The following is a 19,006-nucleotide window of genomic DNA, read 5'->3' as shown; positions in this document are numbered from 1 at the left end:
ATGAGGAAGACGCAACGGCAAAGCATGAAACAATGGACAGCAACCCCAAGCCAAAACAAACCAATGTTCTTTATTTCTCAAGAACCAATTGGCGATTTTCCCTCGAAATTCGAGGAAATTGTTCAGCAAAGACCCGGCAAAGACCGGGCAATACCCACTTGCCTCTGGGGATTGCTGTCCATTGTTCCGCGTCCTCACCGCCAACGCGGACTACGGTCCTCCTCTTAATTGTCTACTCAAGCTAACCCAGCATCGATTCGGCAGTGGCTTATTAGTTCTGTTGGGAGTCAATCATTGGATGGCTCATGGCTCTAGGGATTTGTTGGGGTAGGAGGGTCAGTGGCTCGAGGAGGCTTGAGTGCGTTGAGGAAGTTGATGACCCGAGGGTCGTTGAGGAAACCATGAGGCTAATCAATGAGTTCATGATTAGGGTCGAGAGGCACAGAGCCGTACTGCTCAGTGAATCGGCAACGCCGTTCGACAACGCAATCAATGCCCTAGGCAACTGGCTGCAGAGGGTTAAAGCGAAGATTGGGGAGGGCAACGACGAAGGCATTGCAAACCTAAGAAGGGCGATGCTCGACATTGGCAAGGAAATGCTGAGGCTACTAAAGCGGGCAAGGGAGAGGTGGCTAAGCACCTACAGGCAGGAGCTCGAGGAGCTAATCAATAAACTAAGGAGTGGCGGGACGAAGATAATCATTAGCGGTGAACCATTTGATAAGGATAAGTCGTTCACGGCACGCCTATACACGGATGGCTTGGCGATTGAAATGGCGAGGGTCGCTGGGTCAGGGAGTATAACAATGCAAATATCGCTCACTGGCCTCAGGGGCATCAACGTTGTCGTGCCCAAACTCTTCAGTGGCAATAGGCTTAGGGCTATGCAGTGCGGCTTATTATTGACCGATGGCTCGATTGATGAGGAGGGCTATCCAAAGATGGGCACTACACAGCTATGGCAAGCCATCGCTTGGCTAACTGCTTGGCCTGGGAAGAACCGCATGCGCATAAGCGGTCTAGGCATAAATGATGGTGATGTGGGCGTTACCTGGCAATTAAGGGCTACTGACCACAGGGGCGTGTTCAAAAGCAAGTCCGACGTCGCTGAGGAAGCGGGCAGGCTCGGCGATGAGGAGTTCCCAACATTCACGCTGTATGCAGTGCTCGGCGATGGCGATGTAAATATTAAGAAAAAGAGAGTTGGGCTCACCATGGGCAAGTCAAAGCTCGGGTTGTGGAGGAACGCGATAAAGAGACTGGAGGGCCTAGGGTTTAGGTTGGGCAGTGATAATGGGTATGCCGTAGCCTACACAGTTTGGACTTCCAAAGCCGTCGAGCTGGCTAGGAAAATGCTCGGCGATAAAACAGTCAAGGCATTGATCGAGGACTTGGCTCAATTGCCCGATGCCGAGAAGCCTAGGCGTTTAATGGCGTTGGCGGGCATGGAGCCCAAGCACTTGGCAGGTCATCAATCGAGGTTGCCGGCGTGAGGATGAACGTCCACGTGAACAACAACGGCACAGTAGAGCTCAGGGTGTGGCGTAGGGACTATGGGGATGCGATGGCGATTTTGAAGTTGTTAAAGAGGGTTGGCTACGACGCTGGGCTGAGGCCTGGCGGCGGCGACTTCGAGGTCTACATAGGCATGTACGTAATCGAGAGGGACCAAGAACTCACGAAGAGAGTCTGTGAGGCGCTTAGGAGAATGCTCGAGGAGGCAGCCAGCGAGGGCAAGGAAAGGAGGGCAAGGGCGATAGCAAGGGCGATCAAAAGGCTGAACTGCCCCACCCAAAGCCCACGGACCCAAAACAAACAAAACACACCAACAACCCGCGTGGTGCGGCCGCCGGGATTTGAACCCGGGTTCTGCGGCTCGGGGGGCCGCCATCCTAGACCAGTCTAGACGACGGCCGCGACTTATATAACGGTAATTGGGATTTTAAGTTTTTGCGTCTTTTTGCCCTTAATTGAATGTTTATATAGGTTAAATAGTGCGTTGGTTTGATGGGTAGTGTCTTTGGGCGTGTGTTTAGGGTTGTGACCTTTGGGGAGAGCCATGGACCTGCTGTGGGGGTTGTGGTTGATGGTGTTCCGGCTGGTGTGGCTATTGATGAGTCCCTTATCAGGAGGGAGCTTGAGAGGAGGCGTTTTTGTCAGTTGCCGATTCTTAATCCTAGGTGTGAGGATGAGGAGTTTCAAATACTGTCTGGGGTTAAGGATGGGTTTACCGAAGGTACGCCAGTAGCGGTTGTTGTTTGGAATAGGAGGGCTATTTCGGACTACTACAGTGAGCTTTGGATGAGGCCTAGGCCGGGCCATGCCGATTTAGCCTACTACCTGAAGTTTGGTAGGTTTTATGACCATAGGGGTGGCGGTAGGGCTAGCGGTAGGGAGACTGTGGCTAGGGTGGTGGCTGGGGCGATTGCGAAGGCCGTGCTTAGGCAGACGATAAATGTTGAGGTGGCGAGCCACCTGGTAGAGCTTGGTGGTGTGGCTATTTCCAGGGAGGATTACACCTTCGAGGATGTTGTTAAGGCCTGGGAGAAGCCGCTGCCCATGGTTGATGATGACGCCATGAGGAAGGCCATAGATGTGCTAATAAGCGCGGCTAGGGATGGCGATAGCGTTGGTGGTATTGGGGAGGTAATAACCACGGAGGTTCCGCCGGGGCTTGGTGAGCCCGTCTTTGATAAATTAAAGGCTGATTTGGCGAAGGCGGTTATGTCGATAGGTAGTGCCGTTGGTGTTGAGTTTGGGCTTGGCTTTAGGCTGGCTAGGATGAGGGTAGTGAGGCTAATGACCAAATAGTGCTTAGGGATGGTAGGCCAAGGCTTGAGACCAACAGTTGGTGGGATGCTCGGCGGCATGAGCATTGGTGAGCCCATTAGGTTTAGGGTCGCCTTCAAGCCGACACCCAGCATTAGGAAGGTGCAGAGGACAGTGGACCTAGAGAAGATGGTGGAGACTACGATAACCTTTAAGGGGCGTTATGACGTGTCAACGGCGCCAAAGGCCATACTGGCTGCCGAGGCCATGACAGCCATAGTCCTCGTAGACCACGCAATTAGGGCCGGGTTAATCCCCAGAGTCATTAAAAGGTAAGTTCATAGGTTGGGAGGGTAACTGCCCCTTGACGTGGGGTTAAGGAGAGCCCTAGGGATTTACTTAATAGGGATGGGGAGATTGAAGGGCTTAAGGCCGGCCTTAGCAAGCCGTTAGCGGTTGTCCCTACTTAGGAGGATTGGTGAGGCATCATTAATAAAAGCTGTGCTTAATGAATTATTTCTATGCAATTAAACCATGTTATATATAACACATAAATGGCTTCTAGGTTCATAATCAATGTATGAGGATCTTCAGACTCACTAATGGTGGTTGGGTCGGTAACTTCGCAATAGTAAGTAATAGGGTCTACGTATTACTTAGCGACCCCGTCACGGCACTTAAGCTTTATTCGGAAGGTAGGGACGTTCCGCTTGGGCCTGAGGTTAATGTTAATATTGATGAATTATTGGCCAGGGACTACACGTATAAGGGGCTCAGGTTCACGAAGCCCTACGATCCACCGGAAGTCTGGGGTAGTGGAATTGTGTATGAGGTTGCCAGGGCTAGGTATAGCGAGGAGGACGTGGCAATGATAAGGGGCAGGACCATATACGAACTCGTTTATGATGCGGAGAGACCCGAGATCTTCTTTAAGGGTACAGCGAATAGGTGCGTCGGCCATGGCGAGCCAATAGCCATTAGGAGTGATTCGGAGTGGACGTTGCCGGAACCCGAGCTCGGCGTCGTGATTGACTCAGGCGGTAGGATACTGGCATACACAATAAGTGATGATGTGTCCGCAAGGGATTTGGAAGCCCAAAACCCACTCTACCTGCCTCAATCAAAGATTTACAATAATTCCTGCGCCATTGGACCATTTCTAGTGACGCCTGACGAGGTTGGTAATCCGTATGACCTGACGATAAGCATGAGGATTATAAGAGGTAGTTCCGTGATTTTCGAGGGCAGTATAAGCACTTCTAGGATGAGGAGGAGGGTTGAGGAACAGATAAGGTACCTAATTAGGGATAATGCGGTCCCCGACGGAACGCTACTATCGACGGGAACCGCCATAATACCGCCGAGACCCATAACCCTAATGCATGGGGATGTCGTTGAGATATCAATAACAGGGCTTGGAACACAGAGGACACCCGTGATAAAATTGGGTAAGTGAAGATATAAGCCGAACCGTTTAATCCTTAATTAAATGGAAATACCAGGGAATTAATAAAGGTCGCCGAGGAGAGGGGTATTGACGTCATGGACTTGATAATAAATGCAATAAGTAGGAATGACCCATCAATCGGGGTAAAACTACGACTACAGCTCGCCGAGAAGTAGATTAATGAGGCTAGGGGTTACGTTGGTAGGGGTGATGCTGTTTAAGCTTCGGATAAGCTTATAGGGCTGCTGGGGAGGTTGTTAAGGCGTTGGCCGAGAAATCCAACGCGTCTAAGTACCAGCAAGCCGTGAGGGAGGGTAGGTGGTATACCTATCAATTGGGTTCGGTGGCCGGTAGGTTGGCTGAGCAGTTAGGCGACTGGGTATTAAACGGGTGGAGGTACGTATTTCCTGTATGTCTGGTTTCATGAGGCCAAATTGGGTACTGATGACCTAATGAGGTATATGAGACCCATAGAAAACCTAGTAACTAGCGCCAGGGGTACTTGAGCCTTGAGGTCTACGTAGTTATGCTTATTAACCATATTTGATAAATATGTTCGATGGGTGAGGACGTTGTTTTAATAGAATTGCCCAGGGCAATTTATGATAGGATTAAGGATTTAGGACTTGACATTGAGGACCTCCTAACCTACTCCATTATTAAAGCAGCCGGCCTTGACCCTGGAGAGCTGGCTAAGGCTAGGCTTGAGCTGGCTGAGAAATATCTAAGGGAGGCTAAGGAATACGTGGCTAAGGGCGATGCTGCCCAAGCTCCGAGAAGGCGTATAAAGCGACTGAAGAGGCCGTAAAGGCCCTCGCAGAGAAATACAACATACCAGAGTTCCAACAGGCTTTAAAGGAAGGTAGGTGGTTTACGCATTATCTTCAAAAGGCCAGTAATAGGCTCGCATCAACACTGGGGAATTGGGTTGCGGCTGGCTGGGCGGCTGGATATGCGCTGCATGTTTGGGGCTTCCATGAGGGTAAACTGAGCGTTGAGGACATAACGAGTTACCTAAAGCTCATTGAGACTTAATCGCCAACGCCAGGAGGGTTATTGAAACCTAAAGTATTTTTATCACCAAACATGGGGTTAAGTACGTGGAAACCACAAAGCTCTGGATAGACGCTAAGAAGCACCAGGAGGATGAGTTTAGGGAAGCTTAAGAGCCTAGGCCAGGTCTAATAGCCGTTGAGACCAGCACCACGGATATACCGAGTAAATTGAAGCTGGCTGAGGAGTGCAGGAAGAGGAATGTGGATTTTCTTGTTGCAATGCTTGGATTAACTGTGCCACAGGCCGAGAGAAGCGAAACACCGCTCTTTGTTGGTGGCTGCCTCAATAATTCAGCCGGATAGTGATGTGGTGGCCCTTGTTGGTGATGGCGGTTTCCTAATGCAGGGCTTGAGGTATCGACGGCCGTTCAATACGGCGCTAGGCCGAGGATAGTGGTGTTTAATGATTCTGCCTACAGGGTTTTAGGCGTTTATGAGAGGGTTAGGTTTAGTGATGTTACTGGGTCCCTTATTAGGTTGCCAAGCATTGACTTTGCATTGTTGGCAAGGTCATTGGGTGCCGAGGGCATTACGATAACCCGTAGGGAGAACTCAAGCCATTACTTGTGGATGCCCTTAATTCTGATAAGGCCGTGGTGATCGACGTTCACGTCGATCCCAACGCTGTGCCCATACCGTACCAAAGGCTTTATGGAATAAAATCTATAATTTAACTGGACTTAACTTATACGTCTAATTCCTTAACAATGCCATCCTCCGTTAAACCCCTCCTTCTATAATATATTGGCAACCACTTCTCGACTACGTATGGAACCTTTGTGCCGTTTCTATTTGCGTGCGGTGTTAGCATTCTCTTTGGTAGTTTGTCGTCCTTACTCGTTATCCCCAGTTGATTGTCTATCCACCTCTCTATCTTCCAAATTCTATCTCCTATCTCCATGAGCTTATCCACGGTGTACTCCTTACCTGTTGTGTACTTCAGTAGGTTTATTATGTCCGTGACGGTCAACCCTGCGGTGAATGCATACTTACACATCACCAGTGAGTCATACACGGTCATTAGGTTCTGCATCTTAATGACTATGTCAACCACCTCCTCAGACTCATTATACCTATCATCCCTCGCGTTAATGCCGAGCTCAGGCACTGCAATGCCCCTCCACGGCATGTGCGGCCAGCCAAGGTGATCAGCACCCCTATTAATCGTTACGAAGCTTAGGCATGTGCGAAGAAGGCCCTACCGTCATGGGCTGGCATCTCCAGCCCCTTAACGTGCACTGCGAAGTCCTGTCCACCGATCTTCTCAGAAACCCTCCTCACGCCCTCAGCCAGTAGGTCGCCAATGCCCTCCCTATAGGCTATCTTTCGTATTAGCCTAATCACGGTATCCGCATTACCCCACTCCAGCCTTAACCCCTCAATCTCCCTGCTGATTAACCCCTTCTCCGCGGCCTCGAATATGAACCCTATCACGTTTCCCGTGGATATTGTGTCAAGCCCAAGCCTATCGCACTCCTCATTCATCCTGGCTATGGCTCCAGGTCACTGATTAATAGGTTTGTGCCGAATAGCGATATTGTCTCGTACTCAGGGCCCAAGCCCCTGAACTCCTTATCAAACCACTTACCTGGCTTAACCCTGACAAACCTCTTACAGGCCACTGCACGTGGTGCATGGGTATGGTCTCTCGAGTATCGTCTTCGCCATGGTCTCACCGGTTATTTTGAAGACCTCATTATCATCCCACCTACCCAGGCGAAGTTCCTCACGGGTATGTTACCAATCTCATTATAAATACCCACGCTACCAGCGCTGCCGAACTTCCTAAGCGAGACCCCCCTGGCGGAGCTGCCCAGCTTAACGTTCAACTCCCTAACATACCTCCTCAACTCCTCGGGATACGCATACTCAATGGGCCTTGTGCCCTTAACAACTATGGCCTTCAGGTTCTTACTACCCATGACGGCGCCACCCCCAGCCTACCGCCAATGCCCTCCTCATTCGCTATCGTCGAGAACTTAACCAAGTGCTCCCCAGCAGGTCCTATCGCTAATACCTTAATCGACTGGTCGTTAAGGTCCCTCCTCAATGCATTCACGGTCTCTATTATATCGAGACCCCAGTACTTGCCTGCATCCCTAATGTCCGCCTGCCCCTCCTCAATGTATATGTAGGCGGGTTTCTCGGCTTTACCCATTACGACCACCGCATCGAGCCCGCCCTCTTCAACTCATAGGCAAACCTAGTACCTACGTGGGTCGATCCCCATATCCCAGTGAGTGGCGATATGAAGCCTATCGACACCCTACCACTCTGTGGAATAATATCGCTTGTTAACGGCCCCGTGGCGAACACGAGAATGTTCGATGGGTCAAGCGGACCCTTTATCTCCCTGAAGTGCTTATATATTATGTATGCGGCAAGTCCCTCGCCGCCGAGTACCTTATCGTAAATATCCTCACCAACGCTCTCTGTCCAGGTCCTACCGCTGCTTAAGTCAATATATAGCACCTTCCCAACCCAACCGAATAATGCCACGGTTACGCCATAATATGGCTATCTTAAAAAAAACACTTTATTTTACATATTTAGTCCTAATTCAATGCGCCAACACCTTCTCGGCTTCCTTAATCATCCTCTCAACCTCATCAACATAACTAATAATATCATCAACGCCCAATTTAGCCTCATGGAAGCCCCACACGCGAAGAAAGTATGCGCTGGTCCAACCACTTAATACCCAGTTGCCTAGCGTTCTCATTAATTTATTAACGGCAGAACCTAACCAATGCGTATACCACCTACCCTCCTTGACTGCTTGATGATGCTCTGGTAAGCCGTATTTCTCAGCCAATGCCTTCACCACCTCCTCAGCGGCCTTATATGCCTTCTCGCTGGCCTGAATGGAATCGCCTTTATTCATGTACTCCCTGGCCTCGGTCATGTACCTCCTAGCTAATTCAAGCCTAAGCCTAATGCCCTCCGTGGGGTCGGTCCTAGATATTACGCTCAATACGAGATCTACCACATCGATACCCCTCTCCTTAATGATTTTCAGGATCTCCTCAGGTAATTCCACAATTATCATTCCAACCTTGAAAATTAATAAAGTTAATTAAGGCTTAATGTGACCGGCCTATACCTTTATTAACACGAAAATTATTTTAGATACCGTAATAATATGTAGAGAATCATTACTACGGATTCGGTCGGCTGAAGAGGATCTTGCCAATGACGAGCCTGTCCTAAGGCTGGTAGATGGTCTAGGACTACGTTTTACGTGCATTAAGTAGTTAAGGAGGTACTTAAGGTGTTATTCTTCGTTTTACGTAGGGAGGAACTGCTGGGGACTCGCATGGCTATTAAATCACACCGTCGCTTAGGGAGATTCATAATGTCCACGCAAAAATTCTGAGGACTTTAAGATCATTAGATCCAATGGATAGGCCAGAGCTCAAATGAAATTCAGTGGGGTTGGGCACTTAAGTACTTCATTGAAGCCATACCATTAGCATCAGGGATTCCGTAAAGACTTAGGTGTGGCATGTAGGGATGCGTTTAGGTATACAATTAATATCGTTATTTACGATCATTTAAGTAACTCTTCCCTGGCTTTAATGACCATCTCCTCAACATCCTTAATATACTCCCTCACTGAGTTTATGTCCAGCTTATTCTCGTGAAAGCCCCAGACATGGAGTATGTAAGCTGACGACCAACCCCTCCTACTCCAATCGAGTCTTGAGGCCACTGAGGATAGGTAATAGGTATACCACCTGCCCTCCTTAATCGCTTGTTGGTATTCCCTCGTATTCAATTTCTCGGCTAATGCTTAATAACCTCCTCGGCAGCTTTATACGCTTCTCACTGGCCTGGATTGCGTCATTTGCATTCAACCTCTCCTTAGCCTCGGTTATGAACCTCTCAGCCAACTCAAGCCTTATCCTTATTGACTCCATTGGGTCATTACTCCTACTCTTAATGGCATTTATTATCAAGTCCTCAACGTCAATACCACGCTCCTCAGCAGCCCTAATCAACTCCTCCATCCCCGCCTTACCTCAATTTCCAAACTTATAAGGCATTCTCATGGAGATTAAACCGCATTATCATAATCCCCAGCGCTGGTACAAGCCCATTATTTTCCCCTTAAATCATTGATTAAGCCGTGAAATAATGCACAGCTATTTAACCACTTGAGTTCTTTACATTCAATTCCTCATTAGAATTATTTCCAAACCACTGGGAGAGTTGGCATGATAAGGATACCAAAGACATTTAAGGGTTTAAACTTCATTGCATATGGTAATGATTAATTGCCAAGACACCATTAATGATTTAAGGACTAAACTGAACAGGTTAGTGAGTGGTAATTTCATTGCCGTACTGCTGTTCGGTTCCCTGGCCCGCTGTGAGGCGGGGGAGCGTAGTGATGTCGATTTGTTAATCCTTCACAGGGGTTTAAGTGGTGTTGACCACATTAGGAGGAGGAGGGCTATTTATTTGGCGGTTAGTGCCCTACTACGTGATTACCCACTGACCGTGCTCGACATGGATATTAATGACTTCCTAAACCCGTGCGTGGTAACGCCGCTGCTACTCAACATTTATTGGGACGCTGTGGTGTTGATGGATAGGACTGGCGAGCTGGAGGCGTTCCTAAGTCGTGTGAGGCGTAGGATTATTGAAAGCGGTCTCAGGAGGGTTAAGGACGGTAAGGCGTACTACTGGGTATTACCAAGGCCATTGGAGCGGGTTAGGATAATATGATCGACCAATGAGTGAGGTTCGGTATAGGTATGGATTAGCTAATGAGCACCTAAGTAGGGCTGAGAGGTACTGCTCAATCGAGGATTGGGCTGGGTGCGTACATTATTCGCAATTAGCTGTTGAAAACTTCGCGAAGGCAATAATAGCTATTTACCAAGTGCCCACCTGGAGCCATGACCCATCAAGCCAACTAATGGCATTATCAATCAATTGCCAGGTGAGGTTAAGGAATTGATTATTGAATTGGCGAGGATGAGCATGAATTGGCAGTTGAACATGCACGCTCAACCTACGGCGAGCCAAATGCCGGTTTACGCCCGGCATGATTTATAACCGTTCAAGCGCCATGGAGGCATTATCCAAGGCGCGTAGGGCGAGGGATATCGCCATTGAGGTACTTAATGCACTTAATATAACGGTTTAATGGCTTAATTTATAATTCGGTAGTAATCCTCCGTGGCCCATTGCCGCTATTTCCTCCCTGCTGGGTATTAAGTCTGCCATTAACCTTGGCAGGAATATATCTATTGCATTATAATCGCTATAGTAGATCCCTCCAGCCGATACGGCGAGTATTGGGGTATTATCGAGAATGGCTATCATGGTCATGGTCGTAGGCTTAATGGGTACTCCATAGGCTACGACCTTAGCCCCAAGCTCCTTATGGCGATTGGCGTCCTATCCGTTGGATCAACGGACATGCCGCCCGTCACCACCACAGCCTCCGCACCATTACTTACGGCCTCCTTCACGGCACCCATTATCTTATCCTCATCGTCAGGCACCACCGTGTTGAATACCACCTCCCAACCGTACTTATCGGCCCTAGCCTTAATCACTGGGTAGTAGAGGTCCCTCTTCCTACCCTGGTAAATCTCGGTCCCCGTTATAACGATGCCAATCCTCCTCCTTTTAAACGGCACGACACTGACTAAATTCCTATACCTCAGTAGTTCCTCAACCTCGCCCCTCCTCATGCTGAGCGGTATCACGTCAATAACGCCAACCAATTCATCCCTAATAACGCCACTCATGCCCTGCTTAGTAATTAGTAGGACATTGCCGCTAAGGTTTAGTTCGGTTAGGCCGCGGGTATCAACCTGAGGACACCATTAATGCTGGACATGATCCAGGCGGAGCCCTGCCTCGCTGGCCTGACATACGTGTTCTCCCCAGCCACGGCCCTAGCCACGGTCTCTGCAATCTCCCACTCATACATTAAATCGCTTGACTCCTCATTACCCTCAACCCAAACGAAGTAAACACCGGAGTTCTTAAGCCTCTCGACATCATCCCTGGTAATCACGTGGCCCCTGGGCAGTAATACCGTTGCCCCATCCTTGCCCACGTACGTCGTGTCGTAACCAAGCACCTGCCGACCGCATCCTCAACCCTAACAAGCCTCACATTACCGACTTACCAAATGCGCCTTTAAATAATGACTCTATTTAAACAGGTTATAGGCAATGAATATTAAGTGGTGGGTCATGGCTTATTTGTATGGAGAGGCTTAGGGTCGGATTCATAGGGCTTGGTATTATGGGTAGTGCCATGGCCATGAACATTCACAGGGCCGGCTTCCCACTAATTGTTTATAATAGGACTAGGTCGAAGACCGAGCCCTTCGTGAAGCTCGGTATACCGGTTGCGGAGAGTCCAAAGGAGGTTGCCGAGAGGTCCGACGTCGTTATTGATATGGTCACGGACGCACCAGATGTGGAGGAGGTTCTACTGGGACCTAGTGGCGTTATTCATGGTGCTCACCCCGGCCTCATAGTCATTGATATGAGCACAAACTCCCCAGAACATGCTAGGTATTTTGCTAGGGAGTTGAGCAGATATGGTATTGAGTTCCTGGATGCACCAGTGACTGGCGGTGATATTGGGGCTAGGCAGGGCACGTTAACCATAATGGTCGGCGGCAAGTACGAGGTCTTTGAGAGGGTCAAGCCAGTGCTTCAGGCGATGGGTAAGACGATAATATATGCCGGCGATGTTGGTAATGGCCAGATGCTCAAGCTTCTCAATCAAATAGTTGTTGGTATTAACATGCTCGCCGTAGCCGAGGCAATGGCACTCGCCAAAAAGGCAGGTATCGACATGGAGAAGCTGTTCACGGTGTTATCCACTGGCGCTGCGAACTCATTCACGGTTCAGTACTACATGCCCAAGATGATGAAGGGAGACTTCGAACCTGGATTCAGGGCAGCCCACCTAAGGAAGGACCTTAGGTACGCCATAGAGACTGCGAACAAACTCAACGTCCCACTACCAGGTACGGCATTAACACTACAACTATACAATGCTTGGTAGCCAAGGGACTCGGTGAAAAGGGCACCCAAGCCCTACTAAAACTATACTACGAATTAGCAAACATCAGCGATGGGTAGATTTAAAAGGTCGTTAGTCGCTTAAAATGTTGATGGGAATTGTTAAGGTTAAGTTTAAGGTCTATAATCCAGCCGACATGAGTAAGTATGTTGAGGTTGATGGCATTGTTGATACTGGGGCCATTTACTCCGTAATATCGTCCTCACTCCTGAATTCAATAGGGATTAAGCCACTCGAGAAAAGGAGGTTCCTTGCATTTGGTGGTTATGTTGAGCGTGATATTGGTGGTGCCATTATTGAGGTTATGGGTAGGAGGGGTGCCGTAACCGTGATCTTTGGCGAGGAAAAGGATGTAAACGTGCTTGGAGTTACCGCCTTAGAGGCCTTGGGTCTTGAGGTTGATGTTGTCAGGGGAACGCTTAAGGAAACTGAACAGTTACTGCTCCTTAATTATGGTTTAAAATGATGGTATTATCTTGTGTATTACGAATTCCCTGAACCCAAGCAATTCAGCCCTTGTTGGTCTACCCCTAGCCACATCCACTATTAACTTGAACAGCTTCTCGCCAGCCTGCTCGATTGTTTCCTGGCCAAGTGTCACGGTGCTCGCGTCAAAGTCTATGTTTTCACGCATTTTCTTAGCCGTATATGGGTTTGCCGTGACCTTGATCACAGGGGCTATTGGATTGCCTGTCGGTGTTCCACGGCCTGTGGTGAATACAACCAGGGTAGCGCCGCCAGCAACCATGCCTACCACGGACATTATGTCGTAGCCCGGCGTATCCATTATCCACAAGCCCTTGCCCCTCACCTCCTCAGCGTAATCAACAACACCCTGTATTGGTCTAGAACCACCCTTAATTATGGCGCCTAGTGACTTTTCCTCAATAGTCGTTAAACCACCCGCTATGTTGCCCGGTGATGGTTGTGTACCAACTAAATCAACGCCGTAGGATGCGGCCAGGTTAACCCATTTTCTAACCACCTTAATTATTTTGTCGCCAACCTCCTTAGACACAGCCCTCTTGGCGAGTATGTCCTCGGCGCCAATCATTTCAGGGGTTTCTGAGAGTATTACCGTGCCACCAAGATCAATTAATTTATCTGATGCGTAACCAACGACTGGGTTAGCCGCCAACCCGGAGGTTGCGTCTGACCCTCCGCACTCAACACCCATGACCAGGTTCGATACATCAACCTCCTCAGGTCTTTGTGAAAGTACCTCCTCAGCCATCCTCCTAAGTAATGTGATACCCTTCTCGATTGCCGCTGGGGTCCCACCATCAACCTCCTGAATCACGACCTTCTCCACGGGCTTACCCGTCCTCTCAATCTCCTTAACTAAGTCATCGGCTTGTATCTGCTCGCAACCGAGACCAACAACGAGGACGCCGCCCACGTTTGGATTCTTAGCCATACCAATTAACGTCCTCTTAGTGATCTCAAGGTCAGGCTCAAGTTGACCACAGCCAAATGGGTTCTCAATGGACACGGCACCCTGTACCTGGTCTGCGATTCTACGGGTTACGAAGCTCGAGCAGACGACCGTTGACATCACAAGTAAGTAATTCCTAATGCCAACCCTACCGTCAGGCCTTACGTAGCCAAGTATCGTGGGCCTACTCATGGATTACCACCCCTACAGACACTGTGAACAGCGGTTAAACTCTCCACATTGTGAACATGGACGTGCTCGCCAGCCTTAATGTCACGCTTAGCCCTACCAATTACATGGCCGTACTTAATCACGTAATCACACATACGAATATCCCTAATGGCAAATTTATGCCCAAAGGGTATGTCATTAAGTAACTTAACCTTAACCCTTGAATTACCTATTACCAACTCAACATCCTCGCCAGCCCTCAAATCCCTAAGAGCTACGGCGACATTATCGCTTGGATTAAGTACTATAGCGGGCGCGCCGGTTATGATTACGGACTCCATACAGCAATAAAAGCCGACAGCACTATTTTAACATTATAACTAACTTAGTATTATTTAATCATTTATAAATAAATAACTCAATACAATTCACAACTATAGTATTATATCTTAATAAGTGCGATATATTTTCATCAATATTGATACCTAGGTGTACCCAAGTATACCTATAATACCCTAAAACTTTAAAATTTATGAAAATACCCAAAAGACTGTATGACGGCCCGTCTAGGAATCTCTCGTACAACATTAATATGGGTTGTTGTCCTAATAGTCGTCGTTGTGGTCCTTGGTGGTCTACTGGCCTATTACGCGACCAGGCCAACAGTGCCGCCACCACCCAAGGAGGTTCTCTTCTACACCTGGTGGGCAACCACTGGTAAGGTGGCTGGTGAGCATACCTGGCCATTATTTGAGCAGTACTTCCACATACTTGTTGTGCCGTACGTAGTGCCGGTGCTGGTGGTACGTCGGCCAAGTACGCAATTATCGCATTGATTGAGGCTGGTAAGCCACCAACGACATTCCAGAGTCACGAGGGACCCGAGATGATTAGCTACATAGAAATTGCACCTCAAGGCGCTAACTCATTCTATAATGCAACATCTTGGTGGTTATCACTTATTAGTACGGGTAACGTGTCAATACCCGTCATGGAGGCCGGCATGTTCAATGGCCACATGTACCTATTCCCAGTGAATGTGCATAGGGGTGGCCTACTATTCTTTAACCCGCAGGTATTGAGGGAGTATAACCTACCAATACCAACAACAATTGACCAACTGTACTATGATGCGTACGTGCTTTATCAGCATGGTATTTGCTTCATGATACCAGGCGGTGACAGTGGCTGGGACCAGTTCAACCTATGGGAGGACATATTCCTGGCGCTTGGTGGTCCCAAGCTATACATGGAGTTCCTATATGGAACACTTAACCTAAGTAATCCGCAGGTTCAGGCAATAATCAATGAAACAAACACCTGGTTCCTGAAGTTCCAGGCCCTTGACTGCCCAGGTTGGGAGTCAATGACATGGACACAGGGAGCTGCCTGGATCGTTGAGGGTAAGGCGTCATTCCAAGTAAATGGTGATTGGTGGGTAACCTATGCGTATGACTTCCTAAACACAACGACGTACCCAGCAATACCGCCATACACGTCATGGACCAACATAACGGCCATGGCAGAGCCATTCCCAGGAACCGCGGGTGTTTACCCACTAGTTGTTGATGCAGTAGCTGTCCCGGTTGGCCCAGGCGAGAGTTATGGAGTCCTATTTGCTAAGTGGTGGAGTTCGTGGTACTGGGGCAGTGGGATACCCGGTGGTGAGCCGACCTGGACAAAGTGGAAGGCCGTAACGTTCTACACCAACATAACCACAGATTATTACAACACGCCGGAGCAGTGGTGGAGTTATGAGGAGCTCGTTAACTGGAGTAAGAATCCAAGTGATTGGTGCCGCTTCGTATACCAGCTTAGTGATGGCGGTGTATTTGATGACGTCCTCGCCCAGATAGACCAGCTTACTGACTTACGCCGAGGTTGGCCCGAGTGGTACGTCACAGTGGATGAGCACATTAGCATCGGCACTGGCGGAGGAGAAGGCTGAGTGGTTGAAGGCTAATCAGCTGGGCCTTGGGTACCTTGGTTGGCCAGGTCACTACCTAGGCTGCTACGTACCACCGTGGGTCACAGCTCAAGCAGTAGTTAGTGGGTGATTTAAATGAGGCATGAACTTAAAACCATGCTTATTTTTTCCTCTCCCGCCTTAATCTTTGGTGTATTCCTCCTATACATGCTCCTTTGGGATTATTACTACTCATTCACTAATTGGTCATTGTTTAACCCAATACCGCAATTCGTGGGTCTCCAAACATACGTGAAGATCCTTACAAACCCCATTACCGTTGCTTCATTGGAGAGGTCAATGCTATTGGCGGTCTTACTCGTCGCAGCCGGTAATGCATTGGGCATAATATTGGCTGGGTTACTGTTCTTCCTGAGGAGTAATACGCAACGTAATGTCTACCTATCGATATTAATATACCCATTGGCAATGCCCATGATAGCCAATGCCTTTATATGGCTATGGCTCTATAACGTTGAGTATGGGCTTGATTACGTATTTAAGCTAATTGGACTACCCGCGATTAATTGGTTAGGCCCTCAAAATGCCTTCTGGAGCATCTTCCTAGTAACCACCTGGGCCTACTCAGGGCTTGCGGTTATTTTCTACCTCGCGATGCTCATGAATGTGCCACAGTCAGTGATTGATGCCGCTAAGGTTGATGGGGCTGGAACATTCACGATATACCTAAGGATATTATTACCCAACGTCAGGGGTGCCTTAATAATATCATCAGCACTGCTCTTCCTGTTCGCCCTAAGGATATTCTCACTACCTTATGGAATGGTTGCATTAAATCCGTTTGTTGAGACCGCGGTTATTAACCTATACTGGGATTACATAAGCGAGCACTTTGCAGAGGCAACGGCTATAGCGGGTATAGTCATTGCAATCGCGGTTGCCGTAGTCGTACCCTACGCACTGTATGGGTTAAAGAGGTGGATAACCCAGGGGTGATGGTATGGTTAACGCCAGGTCCGTAATTCACCAGGTGGTCCTTGCAATAATAATTGTGCTATGGTTAGTACCGCTCTATGCAATGGTGGTTAACTCATTTAAAACGACCCTGGCCGCGGAGACAACACCGGTATTACTGCCTAGTGGGTTTGACGTGAGTAACATAGTGACCGTAGCCGAGAGCCTAGTCTATGGATTAATTAATAGTGCCATTGTGGTTTTGCCAGTCGTTGCGATATCCACGTTCCTGGGCGCGTTGGCGGCGTTTGGCTTTTACAGGCTTAAGCATTGGCTGAGTGACTTATTATTCACGTTAGTGGCCATAGGCACGTTCATACCCTACGAGGTGGCTGCCGTACCCCTGGTCAAGATTATGGTTTCACTCGGCCTATTTAATAGCTATGGAGGTTTAATACTTGCCTACTTAATATTCTTCATACCAACTGGCGCGCTGCTTATGTCCATATTCATATCCGTCATACCGAAGGACTATATAGAGATGGCATACATAGATGGGGCGAGCGACTTCACGGTATTCCTAAGGATATTACTACCATTGGCAATGCCCGGCGTGATAGCCACGGCAATATACATACTGATAATGGCATGGAATAACTTCTTCATACCACTAGTGCTCGTTGAGTCACCAAGCCTAAGACCAATAGCATTGGCTGTCCAGAAGTACATTGGTGGTTATGGCGTGTTGTACAACGAGACGTACGCCGGCTCGCTAATAGCCGCCATAGTGCCACTGGTCATATTCATATTCCTGGGCAGGTACTTCGTAAGAGGACTACTGGCATTAGGCGCCGGCGCTAAAGGATGAGCCAAAGGAATTAAAAATAGCCGTGTCAGTTCGCAATCATTAGGGTATTATTAATAGCAAATAACCCTGGATTTAAACCGGAGGATAGACCAGCACTGCTCATGAACCTACGTAAAAAAATCAAATCTTAAGATAATAAACATTAGAATTTCGGAAAAACACCTCGAAATCGACCTAGAGGTAAACACGGATGAAGATACGCACAAAATAGAAGGCCTAGGATTCAGAATCATGAAGGTTATTAATATCGACCTCGAAGAAGATAAGGAACACAACGAGGAATACGCCATTAGGAGGTACATTGAGTTATTCAACGAGGAGAGGTTTTGGGAGGCCCATGAGGTGCTCGAGAAGGTATGGCGTAAAAACAGGAATGAGGGCATACGGGGATTGATAATACTAGCGGCAGCCTTTGTGAAGATACAGGAAAACAACCTAGAGGCGTTTGGGAGACTGATCGTTAGGGCAAGAGAATTAATCGCAGAAAACGAAGTACCCTACATAAATAAGGAGAGATTACTGAGGAAAATGGATAATGCCCTGCTATTAGCGAGGCCCTTTAAGATCGAGGAGGAAGACCTGGAATCGATACAAAAAGCTTAAAACCCAAAATAGCGTGTTTCAAACCGCGGCCGTAGTCTAGCCTGGTCTAGGATGGCGGCCTGCCGAGCCGCAGAACCCGGGTTCGAATCCCGGCGGCCGCACCACGCAGGTTGTTGGTGTGTTTTTGTTTGTTTGTTTTTGTGGTGTTTTGTAGTTTTGTCTCTATGTATGTTCATTGATGTAGGGTAGGTGGAAGTATCAATTCATCATTAATGTCTCAACTAATTATCTCATTGCACTACTCAAAGCCACCTATTATTTCATTAACCTCTGTCATTACGCACGTGAATTGCGTTGACGTGAACCAAGGCTCTCTTTTCAATTACCTGCTTTTAGGCAGGACTTTAACGCAATGCTAAGCAGGATAACGAGTATTGAGGAGGAGTTGAGAAGGCATGGGCAGATACTTGAGGAACACACAAGGTTACTGCAGGAGCATGAGAAGACCCCTGAGGAACATAGCAGGATCCTTGAGGAGCACGGCAGGATACTGCGGGAGCACACAGGATTGTTGCAGGAACACGGTAATAAACTTGATGAGCACGGTAAAATCCTCCAAAGCCACTCGGCCAAGCTTGATGAGCTTACCAAGGATGTTCAGGAAATTAAGAAGACGCTGAACCAAATGAATAGAACAATGCAAAAGCTAACCTATAGCATTAAGGATGAGGCCATAGACGTGATCTCCTGGAAATTAAGGAAGAAGCTCGGCGTC

At 48.3% G+C, this 19,006-nt stretch carries 24 protein-coding genes, 2 tRNA genes and 6 pseudogenes; 19 read left to right on the top strand and 13 right to left on the bottom strand.

Going from position 1 to position 19,006, the window contains the following annotated elements; translation table 11 throughout:
* Positions 1 to 305: 305 nt before the first annotated feature.
* Positions 306 to 1,493, top strand: a complete 1,188-nt coding sequence (locus JCM16161_RS13150; RefSeq protein WP_243671718.1) for a hypothetical protein — start codon at positions 306 to 308, stop codon at positions 1,491 to 1,493.
* Positions 1,494 to 1,838: 345 nt separating this feature from the next.
* Here the strand turns inward: JCM16161_RS13150 and JCM16161_RS13145 are convergent.
* Positions 1,839 to 1,917, bottom strand: a tRNA-Gly gene (locus JCM16161_RS13145).
* A gap of 90 nt (positions 1,918 to 2,007) precedes the next feature.
* Here JCM16161_RS13145 and aroC point away from each other — a divergent pair.
* The 5 genes and pseudogenes from aroC to JCM16161_RS19195 form a co-directional block, all read left to right on the top strand.
* Positions 2,008 to 3,105, top strand: a pseudogene (aroC, locus tag JCM16161_RS13140) (chorismate synthase).
* 244 nt (positions 3,106 to 3,349) lie between these two features.
* Positions 3,350 to 4,225 carry a fumarylacetoacetate hydrolase family protein gene (locus JCM16161_RS13135; protein ID WP_054856158.1) on the top strand — a complete coding sequence of 292 codons (876 nt, stop codon included), beginning with the start codon at positions 3,350 to 3,352 and terminating at the stop codon, positions 4,223 to 4,225.
* A gap of 256 nt (positions 4,226 to 4,481) precedes the next feature.
* Positions 4,482 to 4,643 (top strand): PaREP1 family protein, encoded by a 162-nt coding sequence (locus tag JCM16161_RS19205; RefSeq protein WP_243671717.1) that lies wholly within the window; start codon positions 4,482 to 4,484, stop codon positions 4,641 to 4,643.
* Between the two features lie 132 nt (positions 4,644 to 4,775).
* On the top strand, positions 4,776 to 5,024 hold the full coding sequence (locus tag JCM16161_RS19200) for a PaREP1 family protein (RefSeq protein ID WP_243671716.1): 249 nt from the start codon (positions 4,776 to 4,778) through the stop codon (positions 5,022 to 5,024).
* 20 nt (positions 5,025 to 5,044) lie between these two features.
* Positions 5,045 to 5,251, top strand: a pseudogene (locus JCM16161_RS19195) (PaREP1 family protein); the annotation flags it as partial.
* Between the two features lie 127 nt (positions 5,252 to 5,378).
* On the opposite strand, the gene JCM16161_RS19190 reads toward JCM16161_RS19195, so the two are convergent.
* The gene (locus tag JCM16161_RS19190) at positions 5,379 to 5,558 is read right to left on the bottom strand and encodes a hypothetical protein (RefSeq protein ID WP_243671715.1); all 180 of its coding nucleotides are present in this window, start codon (positions 5,556 to 5,558) and stop codon (positions 5,379 to 5,381) included.
* 106 nt (positions 5,559 to 5,664) lie between these two features.
* Between JCM16161_RS19190 and JCM16161_RS13120 the strand changes: the two genes are divergently transcribed.
* Positions 5,665 to 5,871 (top strand): hypothetical protein, encoded by a 207-nt coding sequence (locus JCM16161_RS13120; RefSeq protein WP_243671714.1) that lies wholly within the window; start codon positions 5,665 to 5,667, stop codon positions 5,869 to 5,871.
* A gap of 85 nt (positions 5,872 to 5,956) precedes the next feature.
* Here the strand turns inward: JCM16161_RS13120 and JCM16161_RS19185 are convergent.
* The 6 genes and pseudogenes from JCM16161_RS19185 to JCM16161_RS19165 form a co-directional block, all read right to left on the bottom strand.
* A pseudogene (locus tag JCM16161_RS19185) lies at positions 5,957 to 6,893 on the bottom strand (aldehyde ferredoxin oxidoreductase C-terminal domain-containing protein).
* A gap of 57 nt (positions 6,894 to 6,950) precedes the next feature.
* Positions 6,951 to 7,193: a hypothetical protein gene (locus tag JCM16161_RS19180; RefSeq protein ID WP_243671713.1), complete on the bottom strand. Its 243-nt coding sequence runs from the start codon at positions 7,191 to 7,193 to the stop codon at positions 6,951 to 6,953.
* Positions 7,175 to 7,743, bottom strand: a pseudogene (locus JCM16161_RS19175) (hypothetical protein). The gene JCM16161_RS19180 and the pseudogene JCM16161_RS19175 overlap by 19 nt, the downstream one beginning before the upstream one ends.
* 88 nt (positions 7,744 to 7,831) lie before the next feature.
* Positions 7,832 to 8,320 carry a PaREP1 family protein gene (locus JCM16161_RS13110; RefSeq protein WP_054856156.1) on the bottom strand — a complete coding sequence of 163 codons (489 nt, stop codon included), beginning with the start codon at positions 8,318 to 8,320 and terminating at the stop codon, positions 7,832 to 7,834.
* 501 nt (positions 8,321 to 8,821) lie between these two features.
* Positions 8,822 to 9,049 (bottom strand): PaREP1 family protein, encoded by a 228-nt coding sequence (locus JCM16161_RS19170; protein ID WP_243671712.1) that lies wholly within the window; start codon positions 9,047 to 9,049, stop codon positions 8,822 to 8,824.
* On the bottom strand, positions 9,018 to 9,281 hold the full coding sequence (locus tag JCM16161_RS19165) for a PaREP1 family protein (protein ID WP_243671711.1): 264 nt from the start codon (positions 9,279 to 9,281) through the stop codon (positions 9,018 to 9,020). The genes JCM16161_RS19170 and JCM16161_RS19165 overlap by 32 nt, the downstream gene beginning before the upstream one ends.
* A 259-nt stretch (positions 9,282 to 9,540) precedes the next feature.
* Here JCM16161_RS19165 and JCM16161_RS13100 point away from each other — a divergent pair, with 259 nt between their 5' ends.
* The gene (locus tag JCM16161_RS13100) at positions 9,541 to 10,002 is read left to right on the top strand and encodes a nucleotidyltransferase domain-containing protein (RefSeq protein WP_054856155.1); all 462 of its coding nucleotides are present in this window, start codon (positions 9,541 to 9,543) and stop codon (positions 10,000 to 10,002) included.
* Between the two features lie 7 nt (positions 10,003 to 10,009).
* Positions 10,010 to 10,237 carry a HEPN domain-containing protein gene (locus JCM16161_RS19160; protein ID WP_243671710.1) on the top strand — a complete coding sequence of 76 codons (228 nt, stop codon included), beginning with the start codon at positions 10,010 to 10,012 and terminating at the stop codon, positions 10,235 to 10,237.
* Positions 10,238 to 10,422: 185 nt separating this feature from the next.
* Here JCM16161_RS19160 and JCM16161_RS19155 read toward each other — a convergent pair whose 3' ends face one another.
* The 3 genes from JCM16161_RS19155 to JCM16161_RS19145 are packed head-to-tail and all read right to left on the bottom strand — an operon-like array spanning position 10,423 to position 11,374.
* On the bottom strand, positions 10,423 to 10,611 hold the full coding sequence (locus JCM16161_RS19155) for a hypothetical protein (protein WP_243671709.1): 189 nt from the start codon (positions 10,609 to 10,611) through the stop codon (positions 10,423 to 10,425).
* A gap of 29 nt (positions 10,612 to 10,640) precedes the next feature.
* Positions 10,641 to 11,036, bottom strand: coding sequence for a molybdopterin-binding protein (locus tag JCM16161_RS19150; protein WP_243671708.1), 396 nt, complete (start codon positions 11,034 to 11,036; stop codon positions 10,641 to 10,643).
* A gap of 47 nt (positions 11,037 to 11,083) precedes the next feature.
* A complete protein-coding gene (locus JCM16161_RS19145; protein WP_243671707.1) occupies positions 11,084 to 11,374 on the bottom strand; it encodes a hypothetical protein in 291 nt (96 codons plus the stop codon).
* A 128-nt stretch (positions 11,375 to 11,502) separates the two neighbouring features.
* On the opposite strand from JCM16161_RS19145, the pseudogene JCM16161_RS13085 reads away from it, so the two are divergent.
* Together JCM16161_RS13085 and JCM16161_RS13080 are read left to right on the top strand one after the other, a co-directional pair.
* Positions 11,503 to 12,392: pseudogene (locus JCM16161_RS13085) on the top strand (NAD(P)-dependent oxidoreductase).
* A gap of 32 nt (positions 12,393 to 12,424) precedes the next feature.
* On the top strand, positions 12,425 to 12,799 hold the full coding sequence (locus JCM16161_RS13080) for a hypothetical protein (protein WP_054856154.1): 375 nt from the start codon (positions 12,425 to 12,427) through the stop codon (positions 12,797 to 12,799).
* On the opposite strand, the gene JCM16161_RS13075 is transcribed toward JCM16161_RS13080, so the two are convergent.
* Together JCM16161_RS13075 and JCM16161_RS13070 are read right to left on the bottom strand one after the other, a co-directional pair.
* The gene (locus JCM16161_RS13075; RefSeq protein WP_054856153.1) at positions 12,791 to 13,960 is read right to left on the bottom strand and encodes a UxaA family hydrolase; all 1,170 of its coding nucleotides are present in this window, start codon (positions 13,958 to 13,960) and stop codon (positions 12,791 to 12,793) included. The genes JCM16161_RS13080 and JCM16161_RS13075 overlap by 9 nt on opposite strands.
* The gene (locus JCM16161_RS13070) at positions 13,957 to 14,280 is read right to left on the bottom strand and encodes a UxaA family hydrolase (protein WP_054856152.1); all 324 of its coding nucleotides are present in this window, start codon (positions 14,278 to 14,280) and stop codon (positions 13,957 to 13,959) included. Before JCM16161_RS13070 ends, JCM16161_RS13075 begins: the two co-directional genes overlap by 4 nt.
* 213 nt (positions 14,281 to 14,493) lie before the next feature.
* On the opposite strand from JCM16161_RS13070, the gene JCM16161_RS13065 reads away from it, so the two are divergent.
* From JCM16161_RS13065 to JCM16161_RS13035, 8 genes and pseudogenes are all read left to right on the top strand, one after another.
* Positions 14,494 to 14,775, top strand: coding sequence for a hypothetical protein (locus tag JCM16161_RS13065; protein ID WP_054856151.1), 282 nt, complete (start codon positions 14,494 to 14,496; stop codon positions 14,773 to 14,775).
* A complete protein-coding gene (locus JCM16161_RS13060) occupies positions 14,772 to 15,887 on the top strand; it encodes an extracellular solute-binding protein (protein ID WP_054856150.1) in 1,116 nt (371 codons plus the stop codon). The genes JCM16161_RS13065 and JCM16161_RS13060 overlap by 4 nt, the downstream gene beginning before the upstream one ends.
* Positions 15,847 to 15,996 carry a hypothetical protein gene (locus JCM16161_RS19140; RefSeq protein WP_243671706.1) on the top strand — a complete coding sequence of 50 codons (150 nt, stop codon included), beginning with the start codon at positions 15,847 to 15,849 and terminating at the stop codon, positions 15,994 to 15,996. Before JCM16161_RS13060 ends, JCM16161_RS19140 begins: the two co-directional genes overlap by 41 nt.
* Positions 15,997 to 16,073: 77 nt before the next feature.
* On the top strand, positions 16,074 to 16,862 hold the full coding sequence (locus tag JCM16161_RS13055; RefSeq protein WP_243671705.1) for a sugar ABC transporter permease: 789 nt from the start codon (positions 16,074 to 16,076) through the stop codon (positions 16,860 to 16,862).
* A 4-nt stretch (positions 16,863 to 16,866) separates the two neighbouring features.
* Positions 16,867 to 17,688: a carbohydrate ABC transporter permease gene (locus JCM16161_RS13050; protein ID WP_054856148.1), complete on the top strand. Its 822-nt coding sequence runs from the start codon at positions 16,867 to 16,869 to the stop codon at positions 17,686 to 17,688.
* 231 nt (positions 17,689 to 17,919) lie between these two features.
* Positions 17,920 to 18,291 carry a DUF309 domain-containing protein gene (locus JCM16161_RS13045; RefSeq protein WP_054856147.1) on the top strand — a complete coding sequence of 124 codons (372 nt, stop codon included), beginning with the start codon at positions 17,920 to 17,922 and terminating at the stop codon, positions 18,289 to 18,291.
* A 25-nt stretch (positions 18,292 to 18,316) separates the two neighbouring features.
* Positions 18,317 to 18,395, top strand: a tRNA-Gly gene (locus tag JCM16161_RS13040).
* A 248-nt stretch (positions 18,396 to 18,643) separates the two neighbouring features.
* Positions 18,644 to 19,006: pseudogene (locus JCM16161_RS13035) on the top strand (hypothetical protein); the annotation flags it as partial.

Source organism: Vulcanisaeta sp. JCM 16161 (assembly GCF_001316285.1).
Note: the sequence above shows the minus strand (reverse complement) of the source record. Positions and strands in the feature narration are given on the sequence as shown.

Excerpts from the sequence above, each read along its gene's own strand:
- JCM16161_RS13150 (WP_243671718.1), top strand. The coding sequence starts at position 306 with ATGGCTCTAGGGATTTGTTGGGGTAGGAGGGTCAGTGGCTCGAGGAGG.
- JCM16161_RS13135 (WP_054856158.1), top strand. The coding sequence starts at position 3,350 with ATGAGGATCTTCAGACTCACTAATGGTGGTTGGGTCGGTAACTTCGCA.
- JCM16161_RS19200 (WP_243671716.1), top strand. The coding sequence starts at position 4,776 with ATGGGTGAGGACGTTGTTTTAATAGAATTGCCCAGGGCAATTTATGAT.
- JCM16161_RS19180 (WP_243671713.1), bottom strand. The coding sequence starts at position 7,193 with ATGGGTAGTAAGAACCTGAAGGCCATAGTTGTTAAGGGCACAAGGCCC.
- JCM16161_RS13110 (WP_054856156.1), bottom strand. The coding sequence starts at position 8,320 with ATGATAATTGTGGAATTACCTGAGGAGATCCTGAAAATCATTAAGGAG.
- JCM16161_RS19165 (WP_243671711.1), bottom strand. The coding sequence starts at position 9,281 with ATGGAGGAGTTGATTAGGGCTGCTGAGGAGCGTGGTATTGACGTTGAG.
- JCM16161_RS13100 (WP_054856155.1), top strand. The coding sequence starts at position 9,541 with ATGATTAATTGCCAAGACACCATTAATGATTTAAGGACTAAACTGAAC.
- JCM16161_RS19160 (WP_243671710.1), top strand. The coding sequence starts at position 10,010 with ATGAGTGAGGTTCGGTATAGGTATGGATTAGCTAATGAGCACCTAAGT.
- JCM16161_RS19155 (WP_243671709.1), bottom strand. The coding sequence starts at position 10,611 with ATGACCATGATAGCCATTCTCGATAATACCCCAATACTCGCCGTATCG.
- JCM16161_RS19150 (WP_243671708.1), bottom strand. The coding sequence starts at position 11,036 with ATGAGTGGCGTTATTAGGGATGAATTGGTTGGCGTTATTGACGTGATA.
- JCM16161_RS13080 (WP_054856154.1), top strand. The coding sequence starts at position 12,425 with ATGGGAATTGTTAAGGTTAAGTTTAAGGTCTATAATCCAGCCGACATG.
- JCM16161_RS13075 (WP_054856153.1), bottom strand. The coding sequence starts at position 13,960 with ATGAGTAGGCCCACGATACTTGGCTACGTAAGGCCTGACGGTAGGGTT.
- JCM16161_RS13070 (WP_054856152.1), bottom strand. The coding sequence starts at position 14,280 with ATGGAGTCCGTAATCATAACCGGCGCGCCCGCTATAGTACTTAATCCA.
- JCM16161_RS13065 (WP_054856151.1), top strand. The coding sequence starts at position 14,494 with ATGACGGCCCGTCTAGGAATCTCTCGTACAACATTAATATGGGTTGTT.
- JCM16161_RS19140 (WP_243671706.1), top strand. The coding sequence starts at position 15,847 with ATGAGCACATTAGCATCGGCACTGGCGGAGGAGAAGGCTGAGTGGTTG.
- JCM16161_RS13055 (WP_243671705.1), top strand. The coding sequence starts at position 16,074 with ATGCTCCTTTGGGATTATTACTACTCATTCACTAATTGGTCATTGTTT.
- JCM16161_RS13050 (WP_054856148.1), top strand. The coding sequence starts at position 16,867 with ATGGTTAACGCCAGGTCCGTAATTCACCAGGTGGTCCTTGCAATAATA.
- JCM16161_RS13045 (WP_054856147.1), top strand. The coding sequence starts at position 17,920 with ATGAAGGTTATTAATATCGACCTCGAAGAAGATAAGGAACACAACGAG.